Source organism: Sphingorhabdus sp. Alg231-15 (genome assembly GCF_900149705.1).
Lineage (GTDB): Bacteria > Pseudomonadota > Alphaproteobacteria > Sphingomonadales > Sphingomonadaceae > Parasphingorhabdus.
The window spans coordinates 2,120,805-2,138,808 of sequence record NZ_LT703001.1 but is presented as its reverse complement, the minus strand read 5'-3'; the positions used below and the strand labels follow the sequence as shown (position 1 = coordinate 2,138,808).

At 54.5% G+C, this 18,004-nt stretch carries 22 protein-coding genes; 11 read left to right on the top strand and 11 right to left on the bottom strand.

The window, feature by feature from the left end; all coding sequences use genetic code 11:
• Positions 1-82: 82 nt before the first annotated feature.
• The 5 genes from yidD to DG177_RS10455 all read right to left on the bottom strand — a co-directional run bounded on the left by yidD (position 83) and on the right by DG177_RS10455 (position 2,251).
• Entirely contained in the window at positions 83-295 is a 213-nt protein-coding gene (gene yidD, locus DG177_RS10475; RefSeq protein ID WP_108811425.1) for a membrane protein insertion efficiency factor YidD, read from the bottom strand.
• Between the two features lie 6 nt (positions 296-301).
• Positions 302-703: a ribonuclease P protein component gene (gene rnpA, locus DG177_RS10470; protein ID WP_337658732.1), complete on the bottom strand. Its 402-nt coding sequence runs from the start codon at positions 701-703 to the stop codon at positions 302-304.
• A gap of 42 nt (positions 704-745) precedes the next feature.
• Positions 746-880 carry a 50S ribosomal protein L34 gene (gene rpmH, locus DG177_RS10465; protein WP_082788408.1) on the bottom strand — a complete coding sequence of 45 codons (135 nt, stop codon included), beginning with the start codon at positions 878-880 and terminating at the stop codon, positions 746-748.
• A 141-nt stretch (positions 881-1,021) separates the two neighbouring features.
• Positions 1,022-1,381: a hypothetical protein gene (locus tag DG177_RS10460; protein WP_337658731.1), complete on the bottom strand. Its 360-nt coding sequence runs from the start codon at positions 1,379-1,381 to the stop codon at positions 1,022-1,024.
• A gap of 129 nt (positions 1,382-1,510) precedes the next feature.
• On the bottom strand, positions 1,511-2,251 hold the full coding sequence (locus DG177_RS10455) for a hypothetical protein (protein ID WP_108811423.1): 741 nt from the start codon (positions 2,249-2,251) through the stop codon (positions 1,511-1,513).
• Between the two features lie 207 nt (positions 2,252-2,458).
• Between DG177_RS10455 and DG177_RS10450 the strand changes: the two genes are divergently transcribed.
• Positions 2,459-3,967, top strand: coding sequence for a YifB family Mg chelatase-like AAA ATPase (locus tag DG177_RS10450; RefSeq protein WP_108811422.1), 1,509 nt, complete (start codon positions 2,459-2,461; stop codon positions 3,965-3,967).
• A 48-nt stretch (positions 3,968-4,015) separates the two neighbouring features.
• On the opposite strand, the gene DG177_RS10445 is transcribed toward DG177_RS10450, so the two are convergent.
• The gene (locus DG177_RS10445; RefSeq protein WP_337658730.1) at positions 4,016-4,438 is read right to left on the bottom strand and encodes a bactofilin family protein; all 423 of its coding nucleotides are present in this window, start codon (positions 4,436-4,438) and stop codon (positions 4,016-4,018) included.
• Positions 4,431-5,624, bottom strand: a complete 1,194-nt coding sequence (locus DG177_RS10440) for a peptidoglycan DD-metalloendopeptidase family protein (RefSeq protein WP_108811420.1) — start codon at positions 5,622-5,624, stop codon at positions 4,431-4,433. Before DG177_RS10440 ends, DG177_RS10445 begins: the two co-directional genes overlap by 8 nt.
• 254 nt (positions 5,625-5,878) lie before the next feature.
• Here DG177_RS10440 and DG177_RS10435 point away from each other — a divergent pair, with 254 nt between their 5' ends.
• The 10 genes from DG177_RS10435 to DG177_RS10390 all read left to right on the top strand — a co-directional run bounded on the left by DG177_RS10435 (position 5,879) and on the right by DG177_RS10390 (position 13,510).
• On the top strand, positions 5,879-7,132 hold the full coding sequence (locus DG177_RS10435) for a glutamate-5-semialdehyde dehydrogenase (RefSeq protein WP_108811419.1): 1,254 nt from the start codon (positions 5,879-5,881) through the stop codon (positions 7,130-7,132).
• Entirely contained in the window at positions 7,132-7,575 is a 444-nt protein-coding gene (locus DG177_RS10430; protein WP_108811418.1) for a hypothetical protein, read from the top strand. The genes DG177_RS10435 and DG177_RS10430 overlap by 1 nt, the downstream gene beginning before the upstream one ends.
• The gene (locus DG177_RS10425; RefSeq protein WP_108811417.1) at positions 7,572-8,204 is read left to right on the top strand and encodes a nicotinate-nucleotide adenylyltransferase; all 633 of its coding nucleotides are present in this window, start codon (positions 7,572-7,574) and stop codon (positions 8,202-8,204) included. Before DG177_RS10430 ends, DG177_RS10425 begins: the two co-directional genes overlap by 4 nt.
• Before the next feature lie 104 nt (positions 8,205-8,308).
• The gene (gene rsfS / locus DG177_RS10420; RefSeq protein ID WP_108812921.1) at positions 8,309-8,635 is read left to right on the top strand and encodes a ribosome silencing factor; all 327 of its coding nucleotides are present in this window, start codon (positions 8,309-8,311) and stop codon (positions 8,633-8,635) included.
• Between the two features lie 20 nt (positions 8,636-8,655).
• Positions 8,656-9,078, top strand: a complete 423-nt coding sequence (locus tag DG177_RS10415) for a 23S rRNA (pseudouridine(1915)-N(3))-methyltransferase RlmH (RefSeq protein ID WP_108811416.1) — start codon at positions 8,656-8,658, stop codon at positions 9,076-9,078.
• A gap of 3 nt (positions 9,079-9,081) precedes the next feature.
• Complete coding sequence (locus DG177_RS10410) at positions 9,082-10,278, top strand: peptidoglycan DD-metalloendopeptidase family protein (protein ID WP_108811415.1); 1,197 nt, start codon at positions 9,082-9,084, stop codon at positions 10,276-10,278.
• 132 nt (positions 10,279-10,410) lie between these two features.
• The gene (locus DG177_RS10405; RefSeq protein ID WP_108811414.1) at positions 10,411-11,775 is read left to right on the top strand and encodes a S41 family peptidase; all 1,365 of its coding nucleotides are present in this window, start codon (positions 10,411-10,413) and stop codon (positions 11,773-11,775) included.
• Between the two features lie 10 nt (positions 11,776-11,785).
• On the top strand, positions 11,786-12,271 hold the full coding sequence (locus tag DG177_RS10400; protein ID WP_108811413.1) for a disulfide bond formation protein B: 486 nt from the start codon (positions 11,786-11,788) through the stop codon (positions 12,269-12,271).
• The gene (locus DG177_RS10395; RefSeq protein ID WP_337658729.1) at positions 12,264-12,803 is read left to right on the top strand and encodes a demethoxyubiquinone hydroxylase family protein; all 540 of its coding nucleotides are present in this window, start codon (positions 12,264-12,266) and stop codon (positions 12,801-12,803) included. Before DG177_RS10400 ends, DG177_RS10395 begins: the two co-directional genes overlap by 8 nt.
• 53 nt (positions 12,804-12,856) lie before the next feature.
• Complete coding sequence (locus tag DG177_RS10390) at positions 12,857-13,510, top strand: hypothetical protein (protein ID WP_337658728.1); 654 nt, start codon at positions 12,857-12,859, stop codon at positions 13,508-13,510.
• 11 nt (positions 13,511-13,521) lie between these two features.
• Here DG177_RS10390 and DG177_RS10385 read toward each other — a convergent pair whose 3' ends face one another.
• The 4 genes from DG177_RS10385 to DG177_RS10370 all read right to left on the bottom strand — a co-directional run bounded on the left by DG177_RS10385 (position 13,522) and on the right by DG177_RS10370 (position 17,925).
• Positions 13,522-13,989 carry a hypothetical protein gene (locus DG177_RS10385; RefSeq protein WP_108811412.1) on the bottom strand — a complete coding sequence of 156 codons (468 nt, stop codon included), beginning with the start codon at positions 13,987-13,989 and terminating at the stop codon, positions 13,522-13,524.
• 1 nt (position 13,990) lies between these two features.
• Entirely contained in the window at positions 13,991-15,784 is a 1,794-nt protein-coding gene (locus DG177_RS10380; protein WP_108811411.1) for a DUF885 family protein, read from the bottom strand.
• 81 nt (positions 15,785-15,865) lie between these two features.
• Positions 15,866-17,392 carry a PH domain-containing protein gene (locus DG177_RS10375; RefSeq protein ID WP_108811410.1) on the bottom strand — a complete coding sequence of 509 codons (1,527 nt, stop codon included), beginning with the start codon at positions 17,390-17,392 and terminating at the stop codon, positions 15,866-15,868.
• Positions 17,389-17,925 (bottom strand): PH domain-containing protein, encoded by a 537-nt coding sequence (locus DG177_RS10370; protein WP_337658727.1) that lies wholly within the window; start codon positions 17,923-17,925, stop codon positions 17,389-17,391. The genes DG177_RS10375 and DG177_RS10370 overlap by 4 nt, the downstream gene beginning before the upstream one ends.
• Between the last annotated feature and the right edge of the window lie 79 nt (positions 17,926-18,004).

Here is an 18,004-nt window from a genome sequence, read left to right as displayed (position 1 = left end):
TAAACTCTGGTCTTAAAGATCGATTTTACACCAAATAAGACTGGTGCCTGTCCTATTCAATTGGCCCTATCCAATACTGGGTTCAGGGAACCGGGTCATAACCAGAGCCCCCCCACGGATGACAGCGCAATAGCCGTTTCATTCCCAACCAGCTACCCCTAATTGCACCGTGTTTTTCGATCGCTTCAATCGCATAGGCCGAGCAGGTGGGGCTATAGCGGCAGGTCGGCGGCAAAATGCGGGACGGCCCCCATTGCCAGCAGCGTACAAAGAAGATGAATACGGCTTTCAACATGCCCCTTTATAGCTTTTTTGCGAGATGTTTCAGCGCTTTTTCGAGATCTGATTTCATCACGGTGAAATCCCGTTCCCCATCTTGTTTGCGGCCAATCATTATATGATCTGCACCTCCGATGCCGTATTGTGGGAGCAATTCAGCGAGCAGTGCCCGAAACCGGCGCTTCATTCGGTTGCGGGCCACCGCATTACCAATCTTCTTGGTCACGGTTATACCGTAGCGAATGGATTCCGGCACCACCGGATGATCTTCAGGACGTCTATATGCGAGCAGAACGAAGCTCGGCGTCACGAATCGCTTGCCGCGATTCGCGGCAAGAAAATCCGGACGCTTGCGAATCACCTCGATAGGGGAACCCGGCTGCGCTCGATCAGAGCCTGCCGAAGGATTGTTGCGGACGGTCACTGTTCACCCTTAGACAAGCTGAGGGTGAATGCTGTGCGTGGTTTAGGCAGAGAGCTTCTTGCGGCCACGCGAACGGCGGGCAGCCAACACTTTGCGGCCTCCGACTGTTGCTTTGCGGGCGCGGAAACCATGGCGCCGTTTGCGGACCAGGCGGCTCGGTTGAAATGTGCGCTTCATCGCGTTTATCCTACGTCTAAAATTTCGATAAAAAAGGCCGCTAAAAGCTGCGGCCACCTTGTTGAGGGTGCGGATAAGTGTGCAGGCGCAGAAAGTCAAGCATTAGCCAGAGGCGCAGACAAAAAAAGTGGCGCAGAAAGCTCAGCTTTCTGACTTGGTTTTAACCTTACCAAATATCGGCAGTTCAAACTCATCGGGCAGCGTCTTGTGCCGTTTCCGGCGCATCGCCCAGTCTGTCCATTGGCCATATTTAGGAAAACGCCGTTTGAAATCGGCATAGCGCTTCTTCGCCCAACGTGAATTTTGCAGTACCAGAGCGAGTCCCAAAGGAAACATGATGATAAAACCGGGGCCGGGAATAGCGCCGACAATGGGCGAAAGCAGCATTAGCGCAAAGCCGAGTATCGAGAGCGCGAAGCGCGATCCCGACCTATATCTCCAACGTTTCTTTCTCTGTTTCTCGTCCATATCCACTTTCATGCGTCTTATGTGATGCATCATAACACTGCTCGCAAGCCGCGCTGTCGAAGAAATCACGCTGCTCGTCGATTATCGTTCTAATTTATGCATATAGCATGAATGGAAGACGGAGCAGAATCGCTGCACCCGCATTTTGTCTTGGATATGTGGCTAGTGTACCAGCTGAAAGCGTGCAAGATCCGTACGGGACAGTTTAAGTTGCCCCGCAAAAGGCACACTGTTGGTCAGCGCATAAAAGGCGCGCGCCTTGTCGGCTGGAACACCCATTTCCTTATAATAGCTTAGATATTCGTCATGAACCGGGTCATTGGGTGGATAGTCATTGGCTTCTCTTCCGTCTTCATCCATCCAGCTGTGGACGACAAATTCTGCGCCTTTATCGGCAGTGTGCCGAACACCAGCGAGAAAAAGTTCAACGGCACCTGAGCGTACCGAGCCACGCGAAGGCACATGAGTACTGATTCCTGCGCGCCTTATCTGTCGCGCGAGATTGAGATTGGCTTCTTCATCAATCGATCCGTCACAGTCGATCATCTCGATCCGTTTGATACCCGGATAATGTTGCAGCATTTCCTGAAACAAGGCGGGCGAATAGCTGTCAACAGTACCGGACATTTCGACTGTATCAGCCGAGATGACGCGAAACGGGCCATAGCTTGCCTCGGCAGGAGCGGACGTCCAGCCGGTCTGGTGCTCCGGTTCCACGATTTCGTAGGTGAACGTCTCGACGGTCTCGATGACCGTATAGCCGGAATCAGCGGCTTGGGCCTTTTCGACGGGAAGCAGAAAGAGAGCAAAAAAGGCAAATAGCGTAACCCAGAGACTGAGCCCCAGATTGTCGTCTAGCCCCTGACCTTGGTCGAACCGATTCACATCAGTTGTTTGATCCATACCACTTTCCATCGGCCGCTTTTGTCAAAAAGCATTTGATAAATAGTAGGGACGGTTGGTTTGCAGAAAGTTAACCAAGAATAAGCGCAAAATTCCGTCGATCTCGACTTGCGTTGACGGTTCCGGCCAAGCCGCGCTTCCCGCTCGACTCTTGTGATTCGTCTTGTCACTGTCACGAGCGATAGCAAGCACATAGGGCAGGTTGAGATGGTAGCACTGGTTTCCACCGTGGCCTATCTGGGTTTGGAAGCGCGCGGGGTTGAGGTGCAATGTCAGGTCGCACCAGGCATTCCGGCCTTCAATATTGTGGGATTGCCAGACAAAGCTGTGGCGGAAAGTCGCGAGCGGGTGCGCGCCGCGATCGCAGCGCTCGGGCTTTCCCTCCCACCCAAACGGATCACGATCAATCTGTCGCCTGCGGATTTACCCAAAGAGGGTTCACATTATGATCTGCCCGTTGCCTTGGCCCTGCTCGGGGCGATGGGTATTATCGATGCGGAGACCTTGGGCAGCTATGTCGTGGTAGGGGAATTGTCACTCGACGGGCGGCTGGCGGCGACGCCCGGAGTGTTGCTCGCAGCCCTGCACGCGTCCGGCGAGAATTCAGGGTTGATTTGCCCCGCCTTGCAAGGACCAGAGGCGGCCTGGGCTGGCGATGTCGAGATTTTGGCACCGCATGATCTTCTAGCATTGCTCAATCACTTCAAGGGCCAGTCCGTGCTGACCCCTCCCGAAGCAGGCACTGCGCCAGAGCCGGAGCGCGGCCCGAATTTGAAAGACGTAAAGGGTCAGGAAACCGCCAAGCGCGCATTGGAGATTGCGGCGGCGGGTGGGCATAATTTGTTAATGAACGGTCCGCCGGGGTCGGGAAAATCACTACTCGCATCTTGTTTGCCTGGCATCTTGCCACCTCTATCCCCTGCCGAAGCTTTGGAAGTATCTATGGTTGCCAGTGTGGCAGGGACATTGGAGGGCGGTCAGATGAGTCGAGCCCGACCATTCAGGCACCCGCATCACTCCGCTTCGATGGCCGCCTTGGTTGGTGGTGGTTTGAAAGTCCGTCCAGGAGAGGTCAGTCTGGCGCATTTGGGCGTGTTGTTTCTCGATGAACTGCCGGAATTTCAACGGGCTGTGCTCGATTCGCTACGTCAGCCCCTGGAAACTGGAGAGGTTAGCGTCGCGCGTGCCAATGCGCATGTCACCTTTCCGGCGCGCGTGCAAATGGTGGCGGCCATGAATCCGTGCCGTTGCGGCCATCTGGGTGATGCAACCCTTGCCTGTTCCCGCGCACCAAGATGTGCAGCTGACTATCAGGCCAAGGTCTCCGGACCTCTTCTCGACCGAATTGATTTGCATATTGAGGTTGAGGCTTTGTCGGCAGCCGATCTGACGATGCCGGCCCCCGCTGAAGGGTCGGACTTGGTTGCCGCGAGAGTGGCAGCGGCTCGGGCCTCGCAGAGCAAGCGCTATGCCGACCTCGATTGCCGCACCAATTGCGAGATTGCTGGCGATGCTTTGGACACATATGCCGCGCCCGATGAGGCTGGTCAGAAATTACTGGCTCAGGCCGCCGAAGCGATGCGACTATCCGCTCGGGGTTATACGCGCGTCCTGCGCGTATCCCGAACCATAGCGGATCTGGCCGGAGTCGAGCAGGTTGGGCGCCTTCATGTGGCAGAAGCACTCAGTTATCGCCGGCAGACACCGCGTAACTAAACCTGCGCTGGCAGAGCCGGCATTGCATTTGTAAGAAAGAACCGCCGTTTAAGCGGCCTTGTCGTCCGAGGTCAGTTCCAGTGGCGGCGATTTTTTCGCCATATCGACGGTTGTCTTGGCCAGGTTTGGAGACTTGGCGCTCTTATGCTTGAACTTGCCGTCAACATGACCGCCCTGTTCAATTGTGACATTTTCATAAGACACGTCGCCACCGATTCGCGCGCTGGAGCTGATCACAAGATCGCCGGCTTCAATCGAGCCTTCCACAGCGCCCGACAGGCTGGCATTTTGTGCAACAATGGCACCCTGGATTTTGCTCGATGGGCCCTGAACGAGAGACAGGCATCTGATGTCGCCGATCACTTCGCCATCAATATGCAGGTCGACTTTCGCCTCGATATTGCCGGTAATGACAATGCCGTCTCCGATAATGGAGAAGCTGGATCCGTTACTTGCACTGCTTCTAGCCACGGCTGGAGCCTGACTTTTTGGCACGCTTCTTTGGTGCGTTTGTTCGCTGTCTTGCGACGGCTTGGACTTTGAGAACATCTGTATTCGCCTCCAGAAATGGTCTTGGGTTTACCGCTTGGCCATTCAGCCGCACTTCGAAATGAAGATGTGTGCCAGTTGAACGTCCGGTGCTGCCCATTGCCCCCACTTGTAATCCTTGTTTCACTTTTTGACCAGTGGCCACATGAATTTTGGAAAGATGTGCATAGCGTGTCATCAGGCCATTGCCATGGGTAATTTCCACTGTTTTGCCATAGCCCGACTTCCAACCTGCATGGGTAATTTTGCCGCTGGCTGCGGATAAAATCGGCTGACCATGCGGTCCTTTGAAATCAATGCCGCTATGCATCGCGCCGCCGCCGGTGAATGGATCGCGGCGATAGCCATAACCACTTGACATCATGGTGATATCTGCCGGCATGGCTGATGGTATGGTGAGCAACGTACGCTCTAGTTGATCCATCCGCACCAAAGCGTTGTTTAAACGTTCCAGGGTGGGGTGGAGTTCTTTCTCGTCATCGTCGAAAAACGGGATAAGCGGACCACCGACTGCCGCACCGGATGTTTTAGAGAGGGTTTCGGGGTTGAGCCCGAATTTGCGAATCGCGGCTTCGGCATCGGCCGTGCGCTTCATCGCCGCGCGGGTCAGTTTCCGGGCAAATGCGATCTGCCGAGCTTCCACCTTTGCCAGAAACGCAGCTTCCGGAAATGCGGCACTGATCTTGTCCGTATTCTCGGAAAGTTGCTTGTCAGTATCAGCAGCATCCGTTGCTATCGGTGCATTGCCGCCAAAATGCTCCTTGAACATGTTATCGAGTATGTCCTGACGCTGGCTGAGATCACTCGCTACCCCGTCAATCGATTCTTTATACGCTGCAACTCGGCTCTGGCTGCTGTTCACAGCCGCTTCTTTCTCCGCCAATGCCATTCGTTCGCTGGTTACAGTCAGTTGATTGACCGTCATCGCAAGAGTGACAATCAACCAAAGGCTGATAATTCCGGCAACGGTAATAGCGACGCGTTTCTGCAATTGTCCTGAAATGGTAAGGAACCGAACCTGTCCGTTAGCGCGCATGAAAAATTCGCGATCTGTGAACATATGATCCAATCGGGCGAAAAGCCCTTCCTTGGTTTTGTGATTGTGCATGACCCGTATACTCTTACTAATCCCCGAAGCCGCGCTAGCAGAGGGTTGTTAACGGCGCGAATCGTGTGGATGCGACTCGTGACGAGTCGAAAGAGGTATGCGGTGAGCTGCAAAATTAATGTAAAATTAACCGACGGTAGCGGGTTTTTTCGATTCGTTTGTGCGATTTGTCACTTCCTCAAACTTTAATTTTGACGTCAGTTCGACTTCGATTTTTGCTTATATCAAAGCATAAGCCATGCTAGCAGGCGCGCATGACTGATCATCAGCAAATCATGTCCGATATGGGCCGACGTGCGCGTACTGCTTTTGCAGCCTTGTCTGGCGTCACTAGCGAACACAAAGCAAAGGCTTTGATGGCGGCGGCGGCAGAACTGCGCCACCGCCAGTCTGCGATTCTCACTGCCAACGCCAAAGATATGGACCGAGGCCGCTCTAATGAGCTCAGCGACGCCATGCTCGACCGGTTGATGATTGATGCACAGAGGCTTGACGTCATTGCGTCTGCGGTGGAGCAAGTCGCGGCCCTGCCGGACCCGGTCGGTGCGATAATTGACCAGAATGAGCGGCCTAACGGCTTGATCATGGAGCGAGTACGGGTACCGCTTGGCGTCATTGGTATCATTTATGAAAGCCGGCCCAATGTGACGGCAGATGCCGCGGCCTTGGGATTACGATCGGGCAATGCCGTCATCTTGCGCGGTGGATCAGAGGCGATTGAAAGCAATCGCGCTATTCATGAGGCAATGATTGCCGGAGTCGCTTCTGCAGGACTGCCGGAAGATGCGATCCAGCTGGTTCAGACGACCGATCGTGCGGCCGTCGGGGCAATGCTGAAAGCCTCTGGCCTGATCGACATCATCATTCCACGTGGAGGCAAGTCGCTTGTCGCAAGAGTACAGGAAGAGGCTCGGGTTCCGGTCCTCGCGCATCTTGATGGTATTTGTCACACCTTTATCGGCAAGGCGGCAAATCAGGACAAAGCCATTGCAATCGCGGTCAATGCGAAGATGCGGCGCACTGGCGTATGCGGGGCAATGGAAACGCTACTGATTGATCAGGACTATCCTGCCCCAGGGCCTATGCTCCGGGCCCTGATCGATGCCGGTTGTGAAGTGCGCGGCGATGATGCGATCATGGAGCTTGATCCCAGAACGGTTTCAGCCGAATCCGAAGATTGGGACACCGAATATCTTGCCCCTATTGTATCGGTTCGGATGGTCGGTGGAGTGGATGAGGCGCTTGCCCATATTGCCGAACATGGATCCCATCATACGGATGTTGTGGTGACTGAGGACGAAGCTGTTGCCAATCAGTTTATCCAGCGCACCGACAGCGCAATTGTGATGTGGAATGCCTCCAGCCAGTTTGCTGACGGCGGCGAATTTGGTCTTGGCGCGGAAATCGGAATTTCCACTGGCCGTCTGCATGCACGCGGTCCCGTCGCGCTGGAGGGATTGACCACCTATAAATGGGTCGTGCGCGGAACCGGGCAGATCCGGCCTTAATGTTGGCGACGGTGGATCTCGGTCAAAAACTGCTCGTTGTCGGCGGGATATTGAGCCTGCTTGCTAGCATCCTGCATATTGGCGTCATCATTGGCGGACCCGACTGGTATCGTTTTTTCGGAGCCGGCGAAGACATGGCGAGAATGGCTGAAAAGGGCCTATTTTATCCTGCGCTCATAACGATCGGGATCGCGTGCGTTTTGGCGATCTGGAGTTGGTTTGCCTTCGCTGGAGCAGGGCTGGTCTGGAAACCGCCGCTGCTGCGGACCGGCCTGGTCGCCATAAGCGCAGTCTATTTGGCGCGCGGGCTGATAGTGTTACCAATGGCGATATTTGCTCCTGAAAAGATCAATGGTTTCGCGATCTGGAGTTCACTGATTGTCCTGATCTATGGTCTTTTCTACGCCGCAGGCACTTGGAAGTCCTGGCCCACATTATCATGAAAACCACAGGCCTTTTGGGTGGATCCTTTAACCCTGCGCATGGCGCGCATCGCTCGATCAGTCTGTTTGCGATGCAGGAATTGGCGCTGGATGAGCTGTGGTGGCTGGTGTCGCCGGGCAATCCGCTGAAAGAGGGTTCCAAGGATATGGCGCCACTTGGTGCCCGTCTGGCTTCGGCCCGAAAAATGGCGCGGCGCAGTGCAATTCGACCCACTGCTATCGAACAAACATTGGGAACCCGATATACATATGACACGTTGCGAGCGCTGATCAGGCGCTATCCGAAACGGCAATTTATCTGGATCATGGGAGCGGACAATCTCGCACAATTTCATCGCTGGAAAGACTGGCGAAAAATCGCTCGATTATTGCCGATTGCAGTTATCGCCCGGCCCGGCTATGATGATGATGCTTTTGCGGCACCCGCAATGGCATGGCTCCGGCGCTCTGTCCGGCCCGGGAGCCAGCGGATGAACTGGACTAATTGGAGTACGCCAGCGCTGGCATTTTTGCGCTATCGTCCCGACCCACGCTCGGCCACCGCGATCCGGATGGCCCGGCCCCATTGGCACAAACAATATGCAAATCGCTGCGTTCGCGACGCAGTGACACGTAAACTGCTTTGCTAGACAGATTGATAGGATTTGAATTGACGAAACCGAAAACCAAAGCGCTGAAACCGGCTAATTCCAAGGAAGGGAAGGCTGAATCAGACGCCCTTTATGCGCTCGTGATGAAATCGCTCGATGATGATCAGGCACAGGATATTGTGTCTATTCCGCTCGAAGGAAAAAGCAATATTGCCGATCATATGGTCATCGCTGAAGGGCGTTCGACCCGGCAGGTCGCATCCATGGCGCAAAAGCTAGCTGAACGCGTTAAACAATCAGGCGGGGAAGCGCGAATTGAAGGACTGGCCAATGCCGACTGGGTGTTGATCGATGCGGGTGACGTGATCATCCATCTTTTCCGCCCCGAAGTGCGTAGCTTCTATAATCTCGAACGCATGTGGGCGGTTGGCGAAGAGGACGCGTCCGAGGCCGAGGCGGCAGGCGCCTGATAATCGCGGTTTTTTCGGCTATGAGGCTCCATATCGTCGCTCGCGGGAAAATCGGCCGCAGTCCTGAACAGGAAATGGTCGAGCGTTACGTCAAGCGGATCGGCTGGGAAGTGAAGTTGAGCGAATTGCCAGAACAAGGCGGAAAAACGCCCAAAGTCATGGATCAGACCAAAATTATCGCCCTCGACGAAACCGGGGAAACCTGGACCAGCAAAGCGTTTGCCAACATTCTCAATGGCTGGCGAGACAATGGCGTGCGTGAGGCGCGCTTCCTGATCGGCGCTGCCGATGGTCTGACCAGTGAAGAACGCAGCAGTGCCGACCATCTCTTTTCCTTTGGCAAAGCGACATGGCCACATCTGATGGTACGTGCGATGCTCGCTGAGCAACTGTTCCGAGCAACCGCCATTATTGCCAACCATCCCTATCACAGGGAAGGCTAGATCATGGCACGCGAGCTTTTCCTTCTCACTGGCTTGGCCATTCTGGGTGCTTTTTTTGCGGTGGCGCTGCCCGCGCAAACCCCGGGACTTTCCCTGGCAGAAGAACAGCGCGCCCTGGTCTCTGCACGCGAGCAATCCGACAAAGCGCGGCAACGCAGCGATGCTTTGCGCCGTCAGGCCGAGGCGGCGACCAATGAAGCAGACCGGATCGGGAGCGAGGCCGCGTCTTTGGCTGCCCGCATTCAAGCCGCCGAGGCCGATATCCGGGCTGCGCGGTCGCGCATCGCAATTGTCGGACGATTGCAAGAGCGTCAGCGTGCTCGGTTGGCGGAGAAACAAGGACCAGTGGTGCGTTTAACTGCCGCCTTGCAGATGATGACGCGCAAGCCGACGGCGTTGGCGCTGGTTGAACCGCGGTCACTGGATGAGCTTATCTACATTCGCTCGATCATGGCAACGGTGGTTCCTGAAATCGAACAGCGTACAGCAAGCTTGCGTAGCGAAGTCGAACAGGGCGAAAAACTGCGGGCCCAATCCGCCCGGGCAATCGCCTCCCTCAATGAAAGCCAGAAACAATTGGACCAACGGCGCAAACGGCTAGCGGGCCTGGAAGCCAATGAACGTGTCGAGGCGCAGCAGTTTTCAGATGATGCCGGTCTGGAGCAGGACCGCGCGTTGGCCTTGGGCGAGGAGGCGAGAGATATACTCGACCTGATGGATCAGATACGAGAAAGCGGCGCGGTGCGTGAATCTCTATCCATCTTGGATGGTCCGCTATTGCGTCCCAGTCAAAATGGAGACGGACCTGCTCGCAATCCCAGCCGTAAAAGCAATGTTGCCAATGCTTACCGTCTGCCGGTCATCGGGGACATTGTCACCGGATTGGGTGAGATATCCGATAGCGGCTATCGCTCACGCGGATTGACCATTGCTGTGGAACCGGATGCGCAGATTGTCGCTCCGGCCGCTGGCCGGATCGCTTTTGCCGGGCGCTATCGTGGCTATGGCAATATCCTGATTATCGAGCATGATGCCGCTTGGACCAGCCTGATCACCAATTTGGCAACAACAACCGCAGAGGTTGGCGATAGGGTGGTGCAGGGCGCGCCTGTCGGTCGTTCGGGTGCCGATGACCCCAATGTAACCGTCGAATTGCGACGCAATGGCCGGCCGATTGACATTGCCGCCTTGGTGGGTTGATCGGACCTCAAAAATCCGGTTCGAAAAATGACGTTCGTCGATAATCAACGTCATATTTGGTTAAGGTGCTTGGCTTTAAACCCGATTCAGGCCTATATTTATGGCATATTTAGACTTACAGGACATTTTTCGATGAAAAAGCCCGTTTTACAGGCAACAGCCCTTGTTTTGACCGTGGCGCTTTTGCCCGCAACCACCTCTGCTATTTCTGCTGTTGATGCGAATACTTATCGCGAGATGGAACAGTTTATGAGCGTGTTTGACCGCGTGCGTACGGACTATGTCGACCAAGTCGATGATGCGGATTTGATCAAGGGTGCGATTAACGGGATGCTGGGCAGTCTTGATCCCCACAGCAGCTTTTTGGACGCTCGTGATTTTGAAAATCTGCGGACCCAAACCGATGGCAATTATGGCGGTCTGGGTCTGTCGGTGACCATGGAAGATGGCGCTGTGAAGGTGATTGCACCGTTTAAGGACACCCCGGCAGACAAGGCGGGCGTCAAGGCCGGTGACTATATTACCCATATCGATGGTTCGCTGATTTATGGCGGCTCGCTCGATGAAGCCGTCGAGGAAATGCGCGGTAAGCCGGGTTCGCCGATTAAGCTGACCATCGTCCGCCCTGGCCGCGACAAACCTTTTGATGTGTCAATGAATCGTGCTGTTATTGATCTCAAGCCGGTAAACTGGGAAGTGAAAGACAAGGTCGGCGTGATCAGCATCACCAGCTTCTCAAATGACACCGGTGCAGATGTTGCGGCGGCCATTGTTGGTATTGACAAGGCGCTTGGAAAAAAGCCGCTGGGCTATGTTCTTGATATGCGCTCCAATCCCGGCGGTCTGCTGGATGAGGCGGTGAACGTGTCGGATGTATTCCTCTCTCGCGGAGAGATTGTGTCACAACGCGGCCGCGGCAAGTCCGACATTGAACGCTATTTTGCGAAAAGTGGTGATGCCGCCAAGGGCCTTCCCGTGATTGTCCTCATCGACGCAGGGTCCGCTTCGGCCTCCGAAATTGTTGCGGGTGCCTTGCAGGACCATCATCGTGGACTGGTGATGGGTGAGCGTAGCTTTGGCAAAGGATCGGTGCAGACATTGCTGCCGCTATCCAACACCTCGGCCTTACGCCTGACCACGGCGCGCTACTACACCCCGTCCGGGAAATCAGTTCAGGAAGGCGGTATCGAGCCTGACATCATGGTACCGCAGCTCTCTGATCCTGATTACAAGACCCGTCCACGGTTCCGCGAATCAGATCTGCGCAAGCATCTCATCAACGAAGTGAAGCTGGAAGATGATGTTCTGGAAGAAGATGCCAAGGATGATCCGCGTTTTACGGAAACGGCGGAAGGCCTGAAAGAAAAGGGCATTGAGGATTTCCAACTGCACTATGCCCTGCAGACAATTGGGCGTTTGGGCCCCGAAGGCCTGAAAGTAGCGATGAATAAAGCTGCGGCCAAGAAATCGGCAAAACCGGCAACCGCCAAAAACTAGGAAGCCGGTTATGGCCCTTTCCCGAACAGCCCTTTGGCTGTCCCTGATCATTCCCGCGGCCTTGCTCGGCGGAGCTTTGGTCAGCGAATATGTATTTGGTCTTTATCCGTGCGAAATGTGTATGTGGCAGCGCTGGCCGCATCTGGCCGCCATCATCTTTGCGCTGGGTGCGCTTGTCTTGCGTCATCTCAGATGGTCAAAATTTCTGGTCCTTGACGCGGCTTTGGCAATATTGATCAGCGGTTTGATTGGCGGTTTCCACGCCGGTGTTGAATATGGTTGGTGGGAAGGGATTACATCCTGCGCGACCACAGTATCAGGTGGCGGCGATATGCTGGACACCATTATGAATGCGCCGCTGGTCCGTTGTGATGTCGCGCCTTGGACGCTCTTCGGCATTTCTCTGGCTGGATATAATTTTCTCTTGTCTGTCGGTGGAGCAATCCTCATCTTCATTCTGATGGCAGCTGGCCGAAAGGATGAGCGCAATGACTGAAAAGACACTGGGAAAAGCAAAACCGGATATTGCCTCGATGATTCGGGTGAATCAGGCCGGTGAATATGGTGCGGCGCAAATCTACAAGGGTCAGCTTGCGGTCATGGGCGATGATGCGCCTGACAGTAGTGCGATTCATCATATGGCAGAACAGGAGCAGCGGCATCTGGATACGTTTGACCGGATGATCGCGGAACGCAATGTCCGGCCGACAATATTGCAACCCTTCTGGAAAGCGGCGGGCTATGCGCTCGGTGCGGGAACGGCGATTATGGGGCCACGCGCTGCGATGGCTTGTACCGCAGCGGTCGAGACAGAAATCGACCTGCATTATCAGGAACAGATGGAGCAGCTAGAATCGCAAAACGAGCCTGAGCTGCTCGGTAAGATTGCGGAGTTTCGCGAAGAGGAACTTGAGCATAAACAAACAGCAATTGAATCGGGTGCCGAAGAAACGCCCGGCTATCCGGTACTGAGCGCAGCCATTCGATTGGGATGCAAGGTTGCGATCGGGCTTTCCAAACGAATCTGATGGGATTATTGCCCTTCAGCACGGGTTCATTGAGTTTCTGGCAAAGGAATAGCATGATAAAAACAGCTTTTTTCTCCGTACCTCTGTTGCTTGCAGGTGGTATCATAGCATCGCCAGCCATGGCTCAGGACGCAGCTGGAGACCGTGTGAACCAACTCGTGATCTATGGCGATGACCCCTGTCCACAAAGCTCGGACGGTGAGATCGTGGTTTGCGCGCGCAAGGATGAATCCGAACGCTACCGGATACCCGAAACGCTGCGGGACAATCCTAATGATGCAAAAAATGAAGCATGGTCACAGCGCGTGCGAGCCTATGAATATGTCGGTAAAGACGGCACGCAGAGCTGTTCACCCTCCGGCGCAGGCGGTTTTACCGGCTGCACGCAGCAACTATTGCGTCAGGCCTATGCTGAGAAAGGGCAGGATGATACGGTAAACTGGGGCCGGTTGATCGAGGAAGAACGCCAGAAGCGGTTGGCGCGTATCGACGAGGAAGCGGAGGCGGTCGAAGAACGTCTGCGCGAAATTGAAGCACAGCGCGAAGCCCGTGAAGCGGGCGCGGCTGAGGCGCGTGCACGTCTGGAAGCACAGGATGCAGAGGCGTTAAAGGATCAAGAAGCCGAGACGAGAGCTGACAATGATCTGGCGGTGCCGCCGGCTGCTGATGAAACACCACCGCCCGCTCCTGTGGATGATGAAGGCTAATGGTTAGTCCGTCAGTCTTTAGCGGCTGGACTTTCTAGGGACTTTGCCAAGTCTGCCATAAATTGAGCTGCAATCGGCTCTTCCAGTTTATCGTTAAAGTTGAATGCAGTCAGGTTCCAACCATCTTTGGCCCGGTAGAATTTAAGCTCCAAGGACATAGCGTATTGTTCTTGAAAGACGATATAGCTTTGCTCAACATACCGGTTTGAAGCGTAGCGCGAACCGACCAGCTCCCATCCCTCGACTTCTCCATAGCTAGAGAAAAGCGTGTTGAGCGTATTGATTAGATTGGTTTTCTCGGCAGGCCCCGTTGATATCAGAGGCGCCTTGGCCAAAAGGTTTTCCACAACATTTGTTGCATCACCAGCCTTAAGGTCTACCAATACAGAATTGGCTATGCTCTCAGGAGTAGCCTGCGCAAAAGAAGGCGCAGCGATAGCAAGACTGGCGATCGCCAGTGTAGTACGAAGAATGTTCATCCTATTTCTTCCCTTCAATCCAACGATTGACCTGCGCTTCCAATATATCAAGCGGCACTGCGCCTTGCCCCAGCACGACATCATGAAATTCGCGCAAGTCAAATTTTGTGCCTAGGGTTTCCGTTGCCTTGGTGCGCAGTTCGCGGATTTTGAGTTCGCCCATCTTATAAGCCAGTGCCTGTCCGGGCCAGCTGATGTAGCGGTTTACTTCTGCCTCGATATTGGCTTCGCTAAGCGCTGTATTGTCGGTCATGAAGTCAATCGCCCGCTGCTTGCTCCAACCCTTGGAGTGAATGCCGGTATCGACCACCAGGCGGGTGGCGCGCCACATTTCATAGGACAAGCGGCCCATATCCTTGGCGGGCGTGTCATAAAGGCCCATTTCAATGCCGAGGCGCTCGGAATAGAGGCCCCATCCCTCGACAAAAGCGGTGAAAAATGCCCCATATTTGCGAAAGTCAGGCATATCGAGTTCTTGTTGCAGTGCGATTTGCATATGATGGCCGGGGACGGCTTCATGGACACTGAGCGCGGGAATCTCCCAGAATGGCCGCTGGTCCAGCTTGGATGTGTTGACATAGTAGAAACCGGCAATGCCCACATCGGGCGACCCTGGATTATAATAGGCTGTTGTGGTGCCTTCCGCTGTTTCTGCTGGTATCTCTTTGATGCCATAGGGCAATCGCGCGAGCTTACCGATGATCGACGGCATTTTTCCATCAATCAGTTTGGTCACTCGTGCAACTTTTTCCATCAGCTCTTCAGGTGTCTTGGCATAATATTTGGGATTGGTCCGCAGGTCTTCTATGAACGCCTCGCGCGTTTCGAAACCAGCCTTTTTGGCAACTTCCACCATCTCGGCGCGGATGCGGGCAACTTCCGACAAGCCGATATTGTGAATCTCGTCTGCAGATTTTTCGGTGGTCGTCATCTGGCGGATGCGGAAGTCGTAATATTTATCGCCGCCAGGTTGGGCCGACACGCCGGGTGCCTTGGCGCAATTGGGTGCATATTCTTTCGTATACCAGTCGAGATGCTCTTTCAGCGACGGATTAATATGCGTGGCAATAGCCTTGGCAGCATCAGCGGCAAGGCCGTCGAAAACGGCCTGGTCAATTCCGTCGGGCTTGGTTCGCCTGAAGGGTTCAAAGAAGCGAGATTCTTTCGGATCGTCCTTGATTAGCCCCGATATGCTGGTCTCATAACCAACCATCGAAACACAAGGTTGCACATAGCCGCCCTGAAGGGCTTGGTTGGCCACCGCGATGGATTGCGCATGGACGTTGCTATATTGTGCCAATCGATTGATATATGTCCGATAATCAGCTGCATTACGGAACGGCAGATTATTCTGCATGCTAGCAAAACTTTGATGCCAGCCACCCCGGTTGGTGAAGTTGATTGCACGCTGGCCATAGGTGCTGGCCTCAACCTGCTCGGCAAGGCTGCGGCGCAGGATGCCGTAGTTGGTCCTGTCATCTTCGGACAGGCTGTTCTGGTCTATCCGATCCAGTTCCGAAAGCCATTGCCTGGCTTTTTCTACCCGCTCGTCTTCAGCTTCCAGGCTGCGATTGCTGACACGGCCTTTCGGATCATCCACACCGAGTGATGATGCAAATTCGGGATATTGCTCCAGATTATAGGCCCAAAAGGCATCAATAATTTGGTGCAGTGCAGCCGACTTGTGCGCAACATTATGTTCGGCACTATCCCGTTCGCTGGATTGCGCCGCAACGGGCATGGTGAAGGCTAGCGCCGTCAAGGAGACCAATGTTGTAAGATGTGCACGTATCATGCCGACTTCCCCAGAAAATATCATTGGATACCATCGTGAATATTCGGCGCTTCCTGTCAAGCGCCATTGTTGATCGTCAGGTCAAATAAGCTGTTCGCGCAGGGCCATGGCGCTGACCATCGGAATGTCATTAATCTTGAGCGGGGCTATCGATGATCCACCGGCAATACCCACGGTAACAGTCGCCAGATCCAGGGGATGGTCCAGTGGTGACTGGCCGACGTCGACAGTTTGAATCTTGCGGATTGGCAAAATCGTCAGCTTGCGCCGCCACCAGCCTGAGCGCACGAACAATTGCGTCTTCGTCAGCGCATATTGATGATGTTTCCAGTTCAACACCAATATTGTGATGATCGGTATCGCAAGTAAGATCAGGGTGTAAAAGGCTGGCTGCACAAACAGACCAACCCCAATGCTGACGGCCCCCAATATGATGGCTAGAATGACCGCATCCCGCCACCAGAGCGCGGAGCTGACTCTTTGAAAGACCAGATCCGGCGGCACATTGGCGATATTTGTTTCGGCTAAGATAGGATCAACTTCCCCCATTTGCGCACAGGGTGCTGCACTATGGTCGCTCTCGCCGCTGCCATCGCTGGCGAGCGACTGGAATTTCAGATGATACCAGCCAAAGCGCTGCCGGACCGGACCGGTTCTCAGTATGGCGGCCTGGACCCGATGGATCGGCATGACCATGTCGGTCAGCGTGAACAGCCCGCGCCGCCGCCGGAAGCCAGGCTGTCCGCGATCAACGCGATCCAAACGGAAGCCATATTCGCGGATGAACGTACGGATGATGCCGCTGCCCAAGCCCACCGCAATCAAAGAAACCAAGGCTCCAACAGCGCCAGCAATCTGTGCGCTAAAGCTTAGTCCGTTGACGACATCCTGCTCCGACAATTGCTTGGCCCAGTACCAGGGATTGAAAAAATCGTCCGGCAACAGGAAATCGAGATTTTGGGCGATGGCCGCCAATATCGCGAGTAGAACGAAGGAAAAATTGAACAAGCCGGCGATGAAAATTCGGCGATTGTCCATCGCAAATAGCGGCGTGCTCTCTTCTGCCTCAGCATCAAGAGGTCCATCTTCCGCTTGCTCTGCCGCACTGGCTGAAATGCCGGATTTATAGTCACGGAGCCTGTTGCGCATTGCCTCGGCATCGACCAGTGCCAATGCATCCAGTTTGCCATCCTCACCGCCTCCTGCGCCGGTTTCCAGCTTTACAGTGGCGAGTCCCAATATCCGGCTGATCAGTTTTTGCTCCAGACTGACATCCTGAATCCGGTCAAACGGAATGGAGCGGTTATTGCGGCTGATCAGACCACTTTTTATCCGAATTTCCTTCGGCCCGACATGATAGGTGAAGCGTGACCAGATCAGCGCGGTTATCCCGATGATGATGGCCAGTAAGGCGAGAGCCGCGAGGCTGGCATAGAGGATATTCTGATCAAAAACACTGAAATAGAGCACGCCGATTGCAATCAAATTCTGGCCGATAGCGGCAACAGATTTCAGGATGATGCTGAGCGGATGCAGATGTCGAAAAGATGTGGATTCATCCGTTTCCGGTTCCATCGGTTCTGCGGCTGTTACGGGGAGGTCACTCATATCATGTCTTGGCGGATATGGCCCTTGATAATGTCACGCATGGTTTCGGCATCGGGCGTGCTGAGGCCGGGCAACGTGACGATACTATTATGCGTTCCGGCGGTGTGCACGATCAGGGTCGACAGCCCGAACATTCGCTGAAACGGCCCTTGCGCAACATCGATATGCTGAATGCGATTAAACGGAACAATTGTATCGGTGCGCCACATGAAGCCGCGCAAGACCCTTAGCTGCTCATCCCCCATGTCATAGCCCCAGCGGCGATAGATGCGGCCGGGCAGCATTGCGAAAAGGAATAGCGCGATGGCAGCGACTGGCCCGATGATCGCTCCGGTTGCTAGTGGCAGTTCGTTGCGGATTGCAAATTCGACGATGATCGCAATGATTGTCATAATGCCAACAGTGATCGCAACATTCAGACGGATCAGCGATTTTTGCGGGGGATGGAGCGGTGTCAGACCCTGATTATAAGCTCTTGCCTGGTCCTGCTCCATTTCGGCGAAAGGGTCGGGGGTGCTAACGGTTTCTGTCATGGAACGACTATGGCGAAGCTGTGTTATTTAGGCAAGACGGATAGGCTTGTGCTCGACACTTGATGCAGAACTTCGGAAG